Genomic DNA, 15,462 nt, shown 5'->3' on the forward strand with positions numbered 1-15,462 from the left:
TTGTTGTGAGAGGTCAGCAGACGCCATAGTACGCTTGTTGCGTCAGCGGCAAGCGGAAGGGCTGAACAATCGTAAGTCTCGAGTACAGACTGGAAGGAGAACCGGTGCGATGAAAGCAGAATACCGAAAGGGCTGCCCTCAAAGGGATAGTGTGGAACACGAAGAGTATGCGGGAGTGCGGAGTGCCGGAGCTCGGGAAGGTAAAGAAAGAGACGGTGCAAACGATCTGATGGAACGCATCCTGGACAGAGATAATCTGAACCGGGCGTACAAACAGGTCAAAAGTAATCACGGAGCGCCCGGGATCGATGGGATGACCGTAGAGGCGGCGCTTCCGTGGCTGCGGGAAAACAGAGATGAACTGCTGCAAAGCATCCGGGAAGGGAAATACAAACCAAGCCCGGTGCGGCGCAAGGAAATCCCCAAACCAGATGGAAGCGGAGTGAGAAAGCTCGGCATCCCGACCGTCGTAGATCGGGTGATCCAGCAAGCGATCTCCCAGCAACTGCAACCGTTATTCGAGCCACTTTTCTCGGATGGAAGCTATGGCTACCGCCGGGGTCGAAGTGCGCAACAGGCCATTCGGAAAGTCAAAACGTACGCCGAGCAGGGCTATGGACAAGCGGTTGAAATCGATCTGTCGAAATACTTTGACACGTTGAACCATGAGCTTCTTTTGAACTTGCTGCGCAAACAGATCGAGGATAAACGCGTCATCGACCTGATCAAAAAGTACCTGAAAAGCGGAGTCATGGAAAACGGGGTACGAGGCGCAACGGAGGAAGGATCGCCGCAAGGCGGGCCGCTGTCTCCGCTTTTGTCAAATGTCTATCTGAACGAATTCGATCAGGAGATGGAGAGCCGAGGCGTGAGGGTCATCCGCTATGCGGACGACATTGTCGTGCTGGCGAAGAGCAAACGAGCAGCCATGCGACTGCTGGAATCCAGCCGGACGTACTTGGAGCAGAAGCTAAAACTTCAAATGAACCCGCAGAAGAGTAAGGTCGTCAGCGTCGTGGCGCAGAAACACTTTAAATTCCTCGGCTATGCGCTGGGAAAGAACGGGAACGGTGTGTACATTCGCACCCATCCGCAATCTCTCGCTAAAGCAAAGAGGAAACTGAAAGAGCTCACGAATCGAAGACAAGGCAGGAGTGCAAGAGAGGTAATGGAGAACGTAAAAGTCTACATTCGCGGCTGGCTGGGTCACTTCTACGTAGCCGACATGAAGCGAATCCTGCAAAACTGGAATGAATGGCTGCGAAGGCGGATGCGCATGTACATCTGGAAGCAATGGAAGAAGCCAAGAACGAAGGTACAAAATCTGCGAAAGCTGGGGATACCGGAGTGGCAGGCTTACCAATGGGGAAATACAAGGCGGGGCTACTGGCGAATAGCCAGAAGCGCAGTATTGAATCGCTCTGTAACAAACGAAAGGCTCGTACAGGCAGGGTATTATGACTTCCCTGCCCAGTACGAGCGCTTGCGTCAATTGCACTCAAACGGTTGAACCGCCGTATACCGAACGGTACGTACGGTGGTGTGGAAGGTCGGCTACTCAATTAATGGGTAGCCTCCTATCCGATTATGAGGCGTTTATTGAGAGTAACAGGATACATCATCGGGGCTAAATTTCAGCATATCGTCCTGCCGGCTCCATCCCGTCCGAACAACCGCATAGAATTTCGGGAACAGCAGCCAAACATGCAGAAAACCGAGAGAGAAAGTAAAGGCATGTGGAGACCAGAAAACAAACAGCGCCGTAAAAGCAAGTCCAATCCAGAAATTATGCAGCTGGACCTGTCGGAATAGACGGCAGTTGATGTATTGATCCGGCATAAAGCCGATCCAGGGCAGGCGGAAGTTATGATGCCACCGTTTGTTAACCGGATAGCCTGCAATCAGAAGCACGGAACGGGAAACCACATAATGAATCCAGAGGATGACCGGAATCGCTATCAAGAAATACAACAGACTGACCGGAGAGATCAGCAGGGTAGCCAGTATAATAAATAGAAGAGGAAACACGGCGTAAACCCGGTTGGCATTGACTGAAATATTTACTTTTTTGAGCAGCTTATATTGGTAAAAGGTTGCCCCTTTAATTGTTTGTTCCATACGGGTCCTCCACATGATATCTTAACACCTACTCTTTCTATCGGCTATTTGCCCGAAAAAATTAATTGTTCCTTCTTTGGGGCAAGAAAGGATATGAAAAAGACTATGAAAGGGTTTAAAATGGTAGAAAGTGAAGCATACTGTTCTTAAAAGACCAAGGTGGGATGGCAATGGATCAGGAACAGGCGGTTCCCGAGGTGTGTATTATTTGCGGGCAGGAGAAGGCAGAGGGAATTCGCATTATATCGCAATTTATTTGTGAGGAATGCGAGGCGGAAATGGTGAGAACGGAAGCGGAGGATGCGAAATACCGTTTTTTTATCGGCCGTATGAAGAAAATCGGACTGCAGAAGAATGCGTAGTTTCTCCCGTACCATATCGATATAAGATGGGCTAAGACGGCTTCTCCTGATACAGGAGGGCCGTTTTGCCGCTTTGGGGACGCGGCTGCAGAATCAAAGAATAGGCGGGAAAGCGGTTATGGGGTAAAATAGAGATATGCCGGTGCGAAAAGGACTTACGAGAAATGAAGGAAGAAATGCGCAATAACACACCTCTATATGAAATGCTGGAACGCTATAAATCGGAAGGAAATGCTTCCTTCCACGTTCCGGGCCATAAAAATGGCCAAGCCTACCGGGAGGAGGGCGGCTCCGGCTTTTTAGATGAAGTGCTGCGAGCGGATATTACCGAGATTACGGGCAGCGACGATCTGCATCATCCGGAAGGTATCATCCTGGAAGCGCAGAAGCTTGCCGCGGAATGTTTTGGAGCTGACGAGAGTTTTTTTCTCGTGGGGGGCAGCACGGCGGGGAATCTGGCTTTGATTCTGACAGTATGTGCAGAACCGGGTTCGCTGCTGCTGGTGCAGCGCAATGTGCACAAATCAGTCATTCACGGGCTCATGCTGGCCGGAGCCCGGGCGCTGTTCCTGGAGCCGCAGGTGGATGAAGCCAGCGGCCTGGCTGTTGCTCCGGCGGAGTCAGCCGTGAGGAAGGCACTTGCCGCCCACCCGGAGGCGGTCGGCGTCCTGGTGACCATGCCGAATTATTACGGCATGGGAGGCGATCTGGCGCCGCTGGCTCGCGCCTGCCATGACAGCGGCGTGCCGCTGCTCGTGGATGAGGCGCACGGGGCGCATTTCGGGCAGCATGCGAAGCTGCCGCCCAGCGCTTTGAGCGCCGGTGCAGATGGCGTGGTACAGTCCACGCACAAGATGCTGGCGGCGATGACCATGGGCGCCATGCTGCACGTGCAGGGTCCCCGGCTCGACCGGGACCTGCTGAGGCAGCGGCTTGCCATGGTGCAGAGCTCAAGCCCATCGTACCCGGTGATGGCTTCGCTCGATCTGGCGCGCCGGATGGTGCATGTCCGGCGCGGGGAGGCCTTCTCGGCGGGGCTTGCCGCCGTGGAGGCCGTGAGGCGCGGCCTGGCGGAGCTGCCGCGCTTCGGGTGTCTGCGGCCGGAATCGCCGCAGAATGCAGACGGCAGCCTGCCAAGCACAGCTGCCGCCAGCGCAGACCCAAGCGCCGCCTACGGCTATCAAGACCCCTTCAAGGTCGTGATCTTCGATGCAAGCGGCGGCCTAAGCGGCTCCCGGCTGCAGGCGGAGCTGGAGCGGCGGGGATGCATACCGGAGATGAGCGATGACCGGTATGTGGTACTGTTGTTCAGCTTAGGCTCATCCGAAGCGGATGCCATGAGACTGCTGGATGCGCTCAAGGCGATTGATCAAGAAGCACCGCAGCCTGAACAACCGTTTTCTGAGAACAAGGCACATGTTTCCACGTGGAACATTTATCATGCGGATCGGCTATCCGAACCGGTATCCTTCTCGCTCAGACCGGTACGGGAAGAAGAGACGGAGCGCATCAGGCTTGAGGCATGCACCGGGCGGATAGCGGCGGAGATGGTCATCCCTTATCCTCCGGGCATTCCGCTGCTCTACCCGGGGGAGGTTATTACCGGGGAAATAAACTCCAGAATAATGAGCCTTGTAACAGCCGGAGCCAAATTTCAAGGCTCGATGGATCACACTTTGCAGACATTGAAAGTATATTTATAGTAGCTGGCATAGGTGTATGCCTACCAGTGTAGAACGGACGCCGTCTTCTAAGGCTGCCGGAACGTAAGCAGAAAGTGAAAGGCGGAGAACGGAATTGGGCCGGAAGGGATATTTCATAACGCTTGAGGGCGGAGAAGGATCGGGAAAGACAACAGTTATCGGCAGGCTGGCAGCATACATGCAGAACCGGTCGCTGCCTTATCTGATCACCAGGGAGCCGGGAGGGATCGATATCGCCGAGAAGATCCGCTCCATAATTTTGGACCCACTTCACACGGCGATGGACGCGAGGACAGAGGCGCTGCTGTATGCCGCTTCAAGAAGCCAGCATTTGGCCGAGCGGGTCGAACCGGCTCTGGAGCAGGGCCTGATTGTGATCTGCGATCGCTTCGTCGACAGCAGTCTCGTCTACCAGGGATATGCCAGAGGGCTCGGGATGGATCGGGTTAAGGCCATCAACGATTTTGCCACAGGCGGAAGAACACCGGATCTCACGTTTTACCTGGATATTGAGCCGGAAGCAGGATTAGCCCGAATTGCGGCCAATGGCGAACGCGAATTTAACCGGCTTGACCGGGAAAGCCTGGCTTTCCATCATAAAGTACGGGAGGGGTATCGCCTGATCGCAGAAGCCAATGCGCAGCGAATCGTTACCGTTGATGCCGGACGTCCCCTGCATGTGGTGGAGAAGGAACTAGTAGATACGTTGGAAAGAAAGCTGTTAAAGGATTTTTAAAGGTCTGTGTCAAATTGTTAGGGATACAATCTTCTTCAATAAGCCCGAAAATAACGCTAATAAAGGAGATGCATACGATGAAACTGATCGTCGCGATTATCCAAGACAAGGACAGCAACCGCTTGTCCGGCGAACTGGTCAAGGCCAATTTCCGCGCAACGAAGCTTGCGAGCACAGGGGGCTTCCTGCGTGCGGGAAATACGACCTTTATGATTGGGGTTGAGGACAGTCAGGTTGAAGCCGTACTCGGCGTCATCCGCAACAGCTGCAAAGTGCGTGAACAGTTGGTCACCCCTGTAACTCCAATGAGCGGAACCACAGACTCTTATTTGCCGCTGCCTGTTGAAGTGCAGGTTGGCGGAGCCACGGTATTCGTCCTGCCGGTTGACCGTTTTGAACATTATTGAGATTGTGGAAGAGACGGTCCCGCCTCCTTTTTTGGACAGTGCGAGACCGTCTTTCCGACAATGCGGGATGGTGAATAGGCGCCCGCTCAGGAAGGACGGTAAATACTCATGAAAATTAATCCCGGCTTCAGGCCGATAAAGAGCGATCTGCCCGTATCGGACAATACGAAGCAACCGATTCAGCGGAAGACATTCTCCGATGTGCTTCAGCAGAATGGGGAGCATGCGAGCCGCGACGAATTGCTGCGCAAGATCCAGGATATACAAGTCCAAGGAGAGCGGCTCTCCAAATCCATGACCGTTCGGGAGTTAACCATTTACCGGACGATGGTCAAACGGTTCCTTGAAGAGACGGCGCGCCGCGGCGTTAGCCTGAAGGATACCAAGGGCTGGGACCGGCGCGGTCGGGGCAAGCGCTACAAGCTGCTGGAGGAAATCGATTCGGCGCTCTTGTCGCTGGCTGATGAGCTGCTGGACAGTGAGCAGGGCCGAATTGAACTGCTGGGCAAGGTGGGAGAAATCCGGGGAATGCTGATTAATCTATCGTTTTAACGGATTCAGGAGGAAAACATGCCTTTTACAGATATAATGGGACAAGCTGCTGCCAAGCAGATCCTGCAAAATTCGCTGAGAAGCGGCACGCTGGGTCATGCCTATTTGTTTACCGGTCCTGCGGGAAGCGGGCAGATGAAGACAGCGCTGACGCTGGCCCAGGCGATATTTTGCACGGTTCTTCAGGACGATGCCTGCGGTGAGTGCCTGGAGTGCCGTAAGGTGGAGCATGGCAACCATCCGGATCTGACGATTCTGTCGCCGGACGGATCCAGTATCAAAATCGACCAGATCCGCGAACTGCAGCGGGTCTTTTCCTATCGGGCCAAGGGAAGCCATCCCAAGGTATATATTATTGATGAAGCGGATAAAATGACCGTTCAGGCAGCCAACAGCTTGCTGAAATTTCTGGAGGAGCCTCCGGTTCCCGCAGTGGCAATTCTGATTGCCTCGAACAGCCAGTCGCTGCTTCCGACTATCTTGTCGAGAACTCAGCGCATTCCTTTTGCACCTCTGTCCCCGGACCTAATGCTTCAAACATTGTCCGACGAAGGAGTGCCTGCTCCGCTGGCGCGCTGTGCCGTTTCTCTAAGCTCTGGAATCGAAGGCTGCCGCGAGCTTGCGGCGCAGAATTGGTTTGCAGAAATGAGAAATCTAGTGTTACAATTAGCGAAGGAGTCTTTGGGCAAAAAGGGCTCTGCGGTGGCGACCGCGGGTCAGAAACTGTTCAAGACCGAGCTTGGTGAGCATATGGACACCTTGTTCAGCATGTTCCACCTGTGGTTCAAAGATATGCTGTATTTCCTTCACCTGAAACACGAGAACATCGTTTTCATAGATCAGTTGGACTTTATTTCCAATTACGCTGGAAGCCGAAGCGTTTCCCGGTGGGTGTCGTACATGGAGTACGCGGCGGAGAGCAAGAAGAAGCTCCGTTTCAATGTGAATGCCCAGCTGTGTCTGGAGCAATTCTTAATACGGCTGGAAGAATAAGATACGGTTTGGCAGCGGTCTCTTCTTGGGTTGAGGGCAGGAATTACAAGCATGAAGGCATCATGGAGCGGACTTGCTGGGGTTCCTTCGCCGGCAGACAAGGAGGTTAATTTTGTTATACAGCGTAGTTGGTGTCCGCTTTAAAAAGGCGGGTAAAATATATTATTTTGATCCCTTGGAATTGCCGATTGAACGTGATCAGTGCGTGATCGTGGAGACGGCCCGGGGGGTTGAATACGGCAGAGTTGTTGTTGGAAAGAAAGAGGTTCAGGAAGCCGACGTGGTTCTGCCGCTTAAGAAAGTCATGCGTATTGCGGGGGATAATGACGCGCGCATGGTGGAAGAGAATAAGCAGGCGGCCAAGGACGCATTTACAACTTGTCTTAATAAGATCCGCGATCATGGGCTGAAAATGAAGCTCGTCGACGTGGAGTTTACGTTTGACCGCAATAAAATCATTTTTTATTTCACGGCGGAGGGCCGGGTTGATTTCCGGGAACTGGTCAAGGATTTGGCTAGCATCTTCCGTACACGTATTGAGCTGAGACAGATCGGCGTCCGCGATGAAGCGAAGATGCTTGGTGGTCTCGGTCCGTGCGGCCGTGTGCTATGCTGTTCCTCATGGCTCGGCGATTTTGAGCCGGTATCGATCAAGATGGCCAAGGATCAGAATTTGTCGCTTAATCCGACCAAGATTTCCGGGTTGTGCGGCAGACTCATGTGCTGCTTGAAATTTGAGCATGATAATTACGAAAGCATCAAAGAAGAACTGCCCGCGGTCGGTAAGCTGGTCATCACTTCGCTTGGCGAAGGCAAGGTGGTTGGCATCAACGCCGGAAGTCGCATGGTGCATGTACAGTTATTTGAAGTGGGCAAAGTAAAAGAGCTTCCAATGGATGATGTTGTCGTCAAGTAGACCATTAAGGTTACTTTCGGGGTGGAAACTTGGAAAAGAAAAATATTTTTGCACACATTCAGGAGATTGAAGCGCAGATGGAAACGATGCGCCTGAACCTGGAAGATTGGAAGCAGGCGGTTAAGGAATTGATGGAAGCCAACCAGCGATTGACGCTGGAGAACGAGCAGCTGCGAAGAATTTTGAAGCGGGAAGCTCCTCGGCAGAATGCGGCTCCGCAGCCGGTTAAAGCCGGCAAGCGGCAGACGGCCCCCGAGACTCCGGCAGAAGAAGTCGTCGGTGAGGGCTACGACAATCTGGCCCGGCTGTATCATGAAGGCTTTCATATCTGCAATGTCAACTTCGGGCATTTACGCACGGAGGGTGACTGTCTGTTCTGTCTGTCATTCCTAAATAAATGAGAACATCCAGCCGTAGGAGGACGCCGCCTACGGCTTTTTTGAAATTTGAAAGAGAACAAGAGATACTTGGGAAATAGGAGAGTTCAAATGAATAACCGATTACATGACATTCCCTTGCTGCCTTCCGAGCGAGTGGATGACCTCCTGACGCATAATCTGCATATTATTCAGAGCGATGAAGTGTTCAGCTTCTCGATGGATGCGGTGCTGCTGGCTCGGTTCGCATCCATTCCGCCGCGCGGCCGGGTGCTCGATTTATGTACCGGCAATGGGGTGATCCCGCTGCTGCTGACCACAAGGACTTCCGCCAAGCTTGAGGGCATCGAGATCCAGCCCCGGCTGGCCGATATGGCAAGGCGAAGTGTCGCCATGAATGATCTTCAGGAGAAGATCACGATTCATGAAGGCGATCTTCGGACGCTGCATGAAACGGCGGGATACGGCGTGTATGATGCGATTACGGTGAATCCGCCGTACATGCCCCTGAACGGCAGCGATCTGAAAATGAATACCCATCAGGCGATGGCCCGGCACGAAATCGGATGTACGCTGGAGGATGTGATCCAGGCCGCTGTCCGGCTCGTCCGTACCGGAGGCAAAGTCAGCATGGTTCACAAGCCGCAGCGGCTTGCCGACATCATCAGTCTGATGCGGAAATACCGGCTGGAGCCCAAGAATATCCGGTTCGTGCATCCCAGAGCGCATCTGGAAGCCAACATGGTCTTGATCGAGGCGGCGAGGGATGGCAAGCCCGAGGTTCGGGTGCAGCCTCCGCTCATCGTATATACAGATGACAATCAATATTGCCAGGAGATTATGGATATCTATTTCGGTTCAAAAGAGGGACAATCATGACCATACAATGCAAAAGCAGCTTTCAGCATAACGATTCCGGCAGCGGCGTTCTGTACCTGGTGGCGACCCCGATCGGCAATCTGGAGGATATGACCTTTCGCGCGGTCCGGACTCTGAAGGAGTGCGATATTATCGCGGCGGAGGACACCCGGCAGACGCGCAAGCTGCTGAGCCATTTCGACATTTCTCCCAAGCAGTTGTTCAGCTACCATGAGCATAACAAGACCGCCAGCGGACCCGAATTGATACGCTATATAATAGAAGGAAATAATCTGGCGCTGGTCAGTGATGCCGGTCTGCCGGCCATTTCCGACCCCGGAGCCGATTTGGTGACACTCGCTGTTCAGGCCGGAATTTCCGTGGTTCCCGTTCCCGGGGCCAATGCCGCTTTGTCGGCTTTGATTGCTTCCGGATTGCCGACGGGCAAATTCACGTTTGTCGGATTTTTGCCCCGGGAGCGCAAGGACATCCGCGCCGTGCTGACCCCGCTTCGCGCTTCTCAGGGAACACTGCTCTTCTACGAGTCCCCTCACCGGGTGGGCAAAACGCTCGCATACCTGCAGGAGGCCTTCGGGAACCGGAGAGTAACTTTGGCCCGCGAGCTGACGAAGCGGTACGAGGAGTTTCTGCGCGGGACAATTGAGGAATGCCTGGAGTGGCTGGAGGAGCATCCGCCGATGGGAGAGTATGTGATTGTCGTGGAGGGCGAAAGCCGCGAAGAGGCTCAGGAAGCCGATTCCGCCTGGTGGCGTCCGCTCAGCATCGCCGAGCATGTCGTTCATTACGAAGGCGAAGGCATCTCCCGCAAGGACGCGATGAAGAAAGCCGCCGCAGATCGCGGCGTGGCCAAGCGCGATATTTATAACGCGCTGCTGGAGGAGTAGCACAGGGACACACTACGTGCTGAGGTGAAGTGGCAAAGAAAAAGATATATTAATTCTGTTATACGAAAAAACGCTATATCTCAGCGCTCCAGTGTAAAGCGCATCCCGAAGGGACAGCGGGGGAGACGGGATGGCTGCCGAAACTCAGCGCTCCAGCGTAAAGCGCATCCCGAAGGGACAGCGAGGGAGACGGGACAGCAGCCGAAACTCAGCGCTCCAGCGTAAAGCGCATCCCGAAGGGACAGCGAGGGAGAGAGGGGACGGCTGCTGAAACTCAGCGCTCCAGCGTAAAGCGCATCCCGAAGGGACAGCGAGGGAGAGACGGGACGGCTGCTGAAACTCAGCGCTCCAGTGTAAAGCGCATCCCGAAGGGACAGCGGGGGAGACGGGACGGCTGCCGAAACTCAGCGCTCCAGTGTAAAGCGCATCCCGAAGGGACAGCGTGGGGAGAACGCCACCGTCTCTCCACGCACCGCTTTTGAGCGCCGGATGGAAGAGCCCCGAGTCCTCCTTTCCGTGAGGAAAGGAGACGAGAAGGGTCGCTCCTTCACCTTATGTAACTTTATCCAATTAAACTTGGCGCATCCTCCAATATTTGCGGGTGTCCAGAGGGTGCAACCCTTGGGGTCCTCCCCTTCGGGGAGGATTTAGGAGGGGAATCGCCCATATGGCGCAAAAAAAATACCCCCCGAAAATCGGGAGGCCAAGGAGATATAAAAAGGTTAGAATTAACAATTTAATTGGATTGACTCTATTATAACCGATTTATTTTAATTTGTCACAGGGGCAGGGATAGCAGAAATGCATTCGTGGCAAACAATTTTTCCTTTGAAGTAGGTAACGTTCTCGGCGTTGCCGCAGAAAATGCAGGCGGGCTCGTATTTTTTCAGCATGATCCGCTCACCGTCAACGTAGATTTCCAGTGCATCTTTTTCACCAATACCCAGTGTGCGGCGCAGTTCGATCGGAATGACAACCCGTCCCAGTTCGTCTACTTTTCTTACAATGCCAGTTGATTTCATCATAGCAATCGTTGCTCCTCTCAATAATCAAAAAATGTCATCATTCGACAATCTTCTCTGTTTTATGGTACTCATAATACCAACCATTCCCAAAACAGTCAACCTGTTTTTAGCAGATGAATTATAGTGAGTGAGCACATTTCTTATAATTAGCGCTGTATTCTAATCCGAAGTATAACATTTGCAGGTTAAAATATAAATGTCGAATTGGAAAATGAAAAAGCATATTTTTCGACAAAAAAAGAGGTTTTCTTCTTCAATTTTGTAATCAGAACCCGACGGGGTGAACGTAAAGGAGCTGAATCTATGCCGCAGCAGCCGCTTTCCGAAGAAAAAGTATTCAAAGATCCGGTTCATAATTATATTCATGTGCAGGATGCGATTATTTGGCGTCTGATCAACACCGAGGAATTTCAGCGGCTGCGCCGCATCAGGCAGCTTGGCACAACCTTTCTTACCTTTCATGGGGCCGAGCATAGCCGGTTCTCCCATTCCTTAGGAGTTTATGAGATCACCCGCCGAATTATTTCCCAGTTTGAGCGGAGCGGGTACAAGGATTGGCTTCCTGAAGAGGGGCTCCTTACCCTGTGCGCGGCGCTGCTCCACGATCTGGGGCATGGACCGTTCTCTCACTCGATCGAAGAGGCCTTTGAGATGAATCATGAGGATTGGACATGCCGGATTATTTTGGAGAACACAGGAATTACCGAGATTTTGAAGGAAGTGTCGGAAGATTTTCCCGAGAAGGTCTCCTCCGTGATCTCAAAAAAATATGAGCATGACATTGTCGTCAATCTCGTGTCCAGCCCGCTCGACGCGGACCGGATGGATTATCTGCTCCGCGATGCCTACTATACCGGCGTGAATTACGGCACAATTGACATCGACCGGATTCTGCGGGTGCTTCGTCCTTATAATGGGAGAGTTGTGGTCAAGGAGTCGGGCATGCATGCGATCGAAGACTACCTGATGTCGAGATATCAAATGTACTGGCAGGTTTATTTCCATCCGGTGACCCGGAGCTCGGAAATTATTTTGCGGCAGGTATTCCGCCGGGCCAAGCAGCTGTATCAGGAAGGGTATGCCTTCCGTTTCATGGTGGAGCCTCTGACCGATTTGTTTGAGGGAGACATCCAGGTGCAGCAGTATTTGAGGCTGGATGAGGCGATCGTTCAGGCGGCGTTTATGCAATGGACCGGGGAACAGGACGACCTGCTGAGCGACTTGTGCAGCCGTTTTATTCATCGTAAACTGTATAAATATGTAGAAATGGAGAGCCTTGACCTGGAGACCATCGACGAGATTCGCGGAAGCTTTGCCTCGGCCGGGCTTCATCCGGAATACGACTTGGAAATTGATTTTCCGACAGATCTTCCGTATGATGTCTTCCATCCCGGAGAGGGCTTTCACGGCAAGCAGATTCTGCTGCTCGACCGCCAGGAACGGCTTCGCGAAATCTCTGAGGTGTCCGATATTGTGCGCTCGATCAGCGGCATTCACCGGGGGCGTTATCATCTCTATTACCCACAGGATAAGCTGAATGAAGCACGTTCCCGGCTTCCGAAATCGATACGTGAAATTTTTGATTTGAATTAAGTTATTATGCACTGAAAGGGGATAATGGCTATGCAGCTTTTCGACACTCACACTCACCTGGATGCTCCCCAATTCGACGGCGACCGCGAAGAGACAATTGCCCGCGCCGTAGAGGCGGGAGTGACCCGGATGGTTAATATCGGGTTTAACCGGGAGACGATTCCCACCACCATGAAGCTGGCGGAATCGTACGATTTCATCTACGCGGCTGTCGGCTGGCATCCTACAGATGCGATTGACATGAAGGATGAGGATCTGGACTGGATCGCTTCCTTGTGCGCCCATGACAAAGTGGTGGCGATCGGAGAAATAGGACTGGATTATTACTGGGACACGTCACCCAAAGACGTACAGCATAAGGTGTTTAGACGGCAGATCGGACTGGCGCGCGAATTGAATATGCCGATTGTGATTCATAACCGGGATGCGCATGAGGATGTGGTTCGGATTCTGCGTGAGGAGAAAGCTTCGGAGGTCGGAGGGATTATGCATTCATTCTCGGGGAGCTGGGAGACAGCGAAAATGTGTCTCGATTTAGGCTTCCACCTGTCCTTCGGGGGACCGATTACATTCAAGAATGCAAGGGTGCCCAAAGAGGTGCTGGCACAGGTTCCGCTCGACCGTCTTTTGATCGAAACCGATTCCCCGTATTTGACTCCGCACCCATATCGTGGGAAGCGAAATGAGAGCGCTCATGTCAGATTAGTGGCAGAGGCTGCAGCGGAAATTAAAGGAATTCAATTGGAAAAATTGGCTGAAATTACGTATGCGAACGGGCTGGAACTATTTGGAATTAAGTGAAAACGGGAGAAAATCGGTTAAAAAAGTAAGCATGAGCGAAGGATTAAAGAATTTTAACGAAAAAACGAAGGATTATTACAATAAATTAACCAAATTTTTGCGCAAATCTGGTTGAAACAACCTTTACAACATGCATCGAAACAGGATATCATCGTTTCAGTGCAGTGAGCTGTTGGTAATACAGAGACAGCTGCTGATTCATAGATCGTCTCGCTGAGTCTCCGTATGGAGAACGGGGGAACCAATACCGCCCTGACGAATGATTCTGTACATGGCGTACACGTCGATGTCGCCGTCTAGGCCGTATTTGATTTCTTCACGTGGTCTTTGGGGTGAATGTGGAGGCAGCCGCCATGAGCGGTTGACCGAAGCTAGGGCGTCTCTCTTTCGTCCGAACCCGACAGCTAACCCCGTAAGCGCAAGTAAGAGAGGCAACCTCGTGCTTTGGCCGTTTATTCGGACATCCCAAGAAGCCACGAAAGAGTCCTCTGCCTTTAGGCTCTTTATCTAGGCTTCTTTTTGTTTGAAATAAACGGATTCCTGTCCGCAAACTGTTATATAACAGTTGGCCGACCGTGGAATTGGCAAAGCCGGGCAGGCGATTTATGAAGCAGGATGCGAAGCCTCGCCATGTATCGCGTCCTGTAACAATCTCTAGTAGCAAGGGTGAAGTCGCGTTAATCAAGTTACGCGTTCAGCCAGGCTATGTAAGGAGGATGTAGAAGATGGGCGTATTCCAACCAGAAGTATCCCATGATTCGCAATCATCCAGCAGGTTTAATGCATTACGGTTACGCTTGGAGCACTTCAATCTCCGCGTTTGGGCGCTTGCCGGTGTAATCGGAGTAGCAGTAGCGCTGCTTATTATGCTGTATGTACACTCTCAGAGCAGCAAGCAAATCACTTTAGTCATAGACGGTCAGGTTCGCTCGCTCGAAACCCGTGAAGATCTGCTCGGCGAAGCGCTTGCCGCAGAACTGATTTCGCTGAAGCCCTATGATCAATTATCGGCAGGATTGGGCGATGAGATTAGTGATGGTGATCAAATCATTATCAAACGGGCCAAAGAATTTACCCTGACCGAGAGCGGCACAACGCATACGCTCTATACGACCGAAGATACGGTCGGCCAGGCGATCAAGAACAGTGGAATTACCTTAGGGACCCACGACAAAATCTTTCCTTCGCTAGACTCCGCAATTACCGCCGACACGGAAGTCAAGGTGCTCCGCATCAACAAGCAAGTGGTGCAGCGGACGCAGAACCTGCCTTACCGGGTCATCAAGACGGCGGACCCTTCCCTGTATGTGGGAGATGTACGAGTAGCACAGGCAGGCAAACAAGGCGTCATGATCCAGCATATCGAGAAGACTTACCAGGACGGCAATCTGGTCTCGATGCGCATGATCGGCAAAGAAGTTCAAACGGTGACCAAGGATAAAATCATCGCCGTAGGAACGAAAGCCAAGCCTCAACCCGCAGTGGCGAAAGTGAGCTCCAGTCCATCAACTGCCATCAAACAGACCAGCGCGAAGATCAGTGCCAGCAGCAGCAATGTCGTAAGAAAAGCCGGCGTGGATTTTGAGTACAAGAAAATAATCAAGAACGTCTCGATGACCGCCTATTCGTCTGAGGAACCGGGCATTGGAACGCGGACTGCATCCGGAACTCGTGTAACGGAAGGACGGACCATTGCGGTCGATCCCGATGTCATTCCGATCGGCTGGTGGGTATATATCGAGGGGCTCGGATTCCGCCGTGCAGAAGATACGGGTGGTGCCATCAAAGGCAACAAGATCGACGTCTACTACGATTCCCTTAGCCATGCGCTTAACTTCGGGCGCAAAACACGGACCGTCTATGTCATCGGACCGGTTAAACCGGAGCTTGACTAGACCGCTGTAATCCCTTTTGCAAATTAGGCGGCAATACGCTATAGTGGTGTAAGCTCGCCCTGTATAACAAATTTAGCCAAAAAGAAGAGGAGCGAATCCTCTTCTTTTTCTTTTTTTGGGTAACGTTCGTCGTCCGAAAGCCTGGGCGTGCGTTTACCCTTGCATACAAGACTTTACAGGTTGTCGCATCGGCCAGGAGCAGGATGAGGCACCCGGGAGGA

16 protein-coding genes and 1 riboswitch are annotated in these 15,462 nt (G+C 52.5%); of the genes, 14 read left to right on the forward strand and 2 right to left on the reverse strand.

Features of this window, described 5'->3' with window-relative positions:
* Positions 1–109 precede the first annotated feature (109 nt).
* On the forward strand, positions 110–1,510 hold the full coding sequence (gene ltrA, locus PSTEL_RS00080; RefSeq protein ID WP_038692816.1) for a group II intron reverse transcriptase/maturase: 1,401 nt from the start codon (positions 110–112) through the stop codon (positions 1,508–1,510).
* Between the two features lie 86 nt (positions 1,511–1,596).
* On the opposite strand, the gene PSTEL_RS00085 is transcribed toward ltrA, so the two are convergent.
* Positions 1,597–2,118 (reverse strand): hypothetical protein, encoded by a 522-nt coding sequence (locus PSTEL_RS00085; protein ID WP_038692817.1) that lies wholly within the window; start codon positions 2,116–2,118, stop codon positions 1,597–1,599.
* A 170-nt stretch (positions 2,119–2,288) separates the two neighbouring features.
* On the opposite strand from PSTEL_RS00085, the gene PSTEL_RS00090 reads away from it, so the two are divergent.
* The 10 genes from PSTEL_RS00090 to rsmI all read left to right on the forward strand — a co-directional run bounded on the left by PSTEL_RS00090 (position 2,289) and on the right by rsmI (position 9,927).
* Complete coding sequence (locus PSTEL_RS00090; protein WP_038692818.1) at positions 2,289–2,480, forward strand: sigma factor G inhibitor Gin; 192 nt, start codon at positions 2,289–2,291, stop codon at positions 2,478–2,480.
* Positions 2,481–2,644: 164 nt separating this feature from the next.
* A complete protein-coding gene (locus PSTEL_RS00095; RefSeq protein ID WP_038692819.1) occupies positions 2,645–4,183 on the forward strand; it encodes an aminotransferase class I/II-fold pyridoxal phosphate-dependent enzyme in 1,539 nt (512 codons plus the stop codon).
* A gap of 94 nt (positions 4,184–4,277) precedes the next feature.
* Positions 4,278–4,919, forward strand: a complete 642-nt coding sequence (tmk, locus tag PSTEL_RS00100) for a dTMP kinase (protein WP_038692820.1) — start codon at positions 4,278–4,280, stop codon at positions 4,917–4,919.
* Positions 4,920–4,996: 77 nt separating this feature from the next.
* Complete coding sequence (locus PSTEL_RS00105) at positions 4,997–5,326, forward strand: cyclic di-AMP receptor DarA (RefSeq protein ID WP_038692821.1); 330 nt, start codon at positions 4,997–4,999, stop codon at positions 5,324–5,326.
* Positions 5,327–5,434: 108 nt separating this feature from the next.
* Positions 5,435–5,878, forward strand: coding sequence for a YaaR family protein (locus tag PSTEL_RS00110; protein WP_038692822.1), 444 nt, complete (start codon positions 5,435–5,437; stop codon positions 5,876–5,878).
* An 18-nt stretch (positions 5,879–5,896) separates the two neighbouring features.
* Complete coding sequence (holB, locus tag PSTEL_RS00115; RefSeq protein ID WP_038692823.1) at positions 5,897–6,871, forward strand: DNA polymerase III subunit delta'; 975 nt, start codon at positions 5,897–5,899, stop codon at positions 6,869–6,871.
* A 112-nt stretch (positions 6,872–6,983) separates the two neighbouring features.
* The gene (locus PSTEL_RS00120) at positions 6,984–7,787 is read left to right on the forward strand and encodes a PSP1 domain-containing protein (RefSeq protein WP_038692824.1); all 804 of its coding nucleotides are present in this window, start codon (positions 6,984–6,986) and stop codon (positions 7,785–7,787) included.
* 29 nt (positions 7,788–7,816) lie between these two features.
* Positions 7,817–8,188, forward strand: a complete 372-nt coding sequence (yabA, locus tag PSTEL_RS00125; protein ID WP_038692825.1) for a DNA replication initiation control protein YabA — start codon at positions 7,817–7,819, stop codon at positions 8,186–8,188.
* Between the two features lie 87 nt (positions 8,189–8,275).
* Positions 8,276–9,043, forward strand: coding sequence for a tRNA1(Val) (adenine(37)-N6)-methyltransferase (locus PSTEL_RS00130; RefSeq protein WP_038692826.1), 768 nt, complete (start codon positions 8,276–8,278; stop codon positions 9,041–9,043).
* Positions 9,040–9,927, forward strand: a complete 888-nt coding sequence (rsmI, locus tag PSTEL_RS00135) for a 16S rRNA (cytidine(1402)-2'-O)-methyltransferase (protein ID WP_038692827.1) — start codon at positions 9,040–9,042, stop codon at positions 9,925–9,927. The genes PSTEL_RS00130 and rsmI overlap by 4 nt, the downstream gene beginning before the upstream one ends.
* 770 nt (positions 9,928–10,697) lie before the next feature.
* On the opposite strand, the gene PSTEL_RS00140 is transcribed toward rsmI, so the two are convergent.
* Positions 10,698–10,952: an AbrB/MazE/SpoVT family DNA-binding domain-containing protein gene (locus tag PSTEL_RS00140; protein WP_025332575.1), complete on the reverse strand. Its 255-nt coding sequence runs from the start codon at positions 10,950–10,952 to the stop codon at positions 10,698–10,700.
* Positions 10,953–11,255: 303 nt separating this feature from the next.
* Here PSTEL_RS00140 and PSTEL_RS00145 point away from each other — a divergent pair, with 303 nt between their 5' ends.
* The 3 genes from PSTEL_RS00145 to PSTEL_RS00155 all read left to right on the forward strand — a co-directional run bounded on the left by PSTEL_RS00145 (position 11,256) and on the right by PSTEL_RS00155 (position 15,241).
* Complete coding sequence (locus PSTEL_RS00145) at positions 11,256–12,545, forward strand: HD domain-containing protein (protein ID WP_038692828.1); 1,290 nt, start codon at positions 11,256–11,258, stop codon at positions 12,543–12,545.
* A 30-nt stretch (positions 12,546–12,575) separates the two neighbouring features.
* On the forward strand, positions 12,576–13,346 hold the full coding sequence (locus tag PSTEL_RS00150; protein WP_038692829.1) for a TatD family hydrolase: 771 nt from the start codon (positions 12,576–12,578) through the stop codon (positions 13,344–13,346).
* Positions 13,347–13,547: 201 nt separating this feature from the next.
* A riboswitch (cyclic di-AMP (ydaO/yuaA leader) is annotated at positions 13,548–13,780 on the forward strand.
* Positions 13,781–14,071: 291 nt separating this feature from the next.
* On the forward strand, positions 14,072–15,241 hold the full coding sequence (locus tag PSTEL_RS00155) for a resuscitation-promoting factor (protein WP_038692830.1): 1,170 nt from the start codon (positions 14,072–14,074) through the stop codon (positions 15,239–15,241).
* Positions 15,242–15,462: the final 221 nt, after the last annotated feature.

The sequence above is a fragment of the Paenibacillus stellifer genome (assembly GCF_000758685.1).
Taxonomy (GTDB): Bacteria; Bacillota; Bacilli; order Paenibacillales; family Paenibacillaceae; genus Paenibacillus_AQ; species Paenibacillus_AQ stellifer.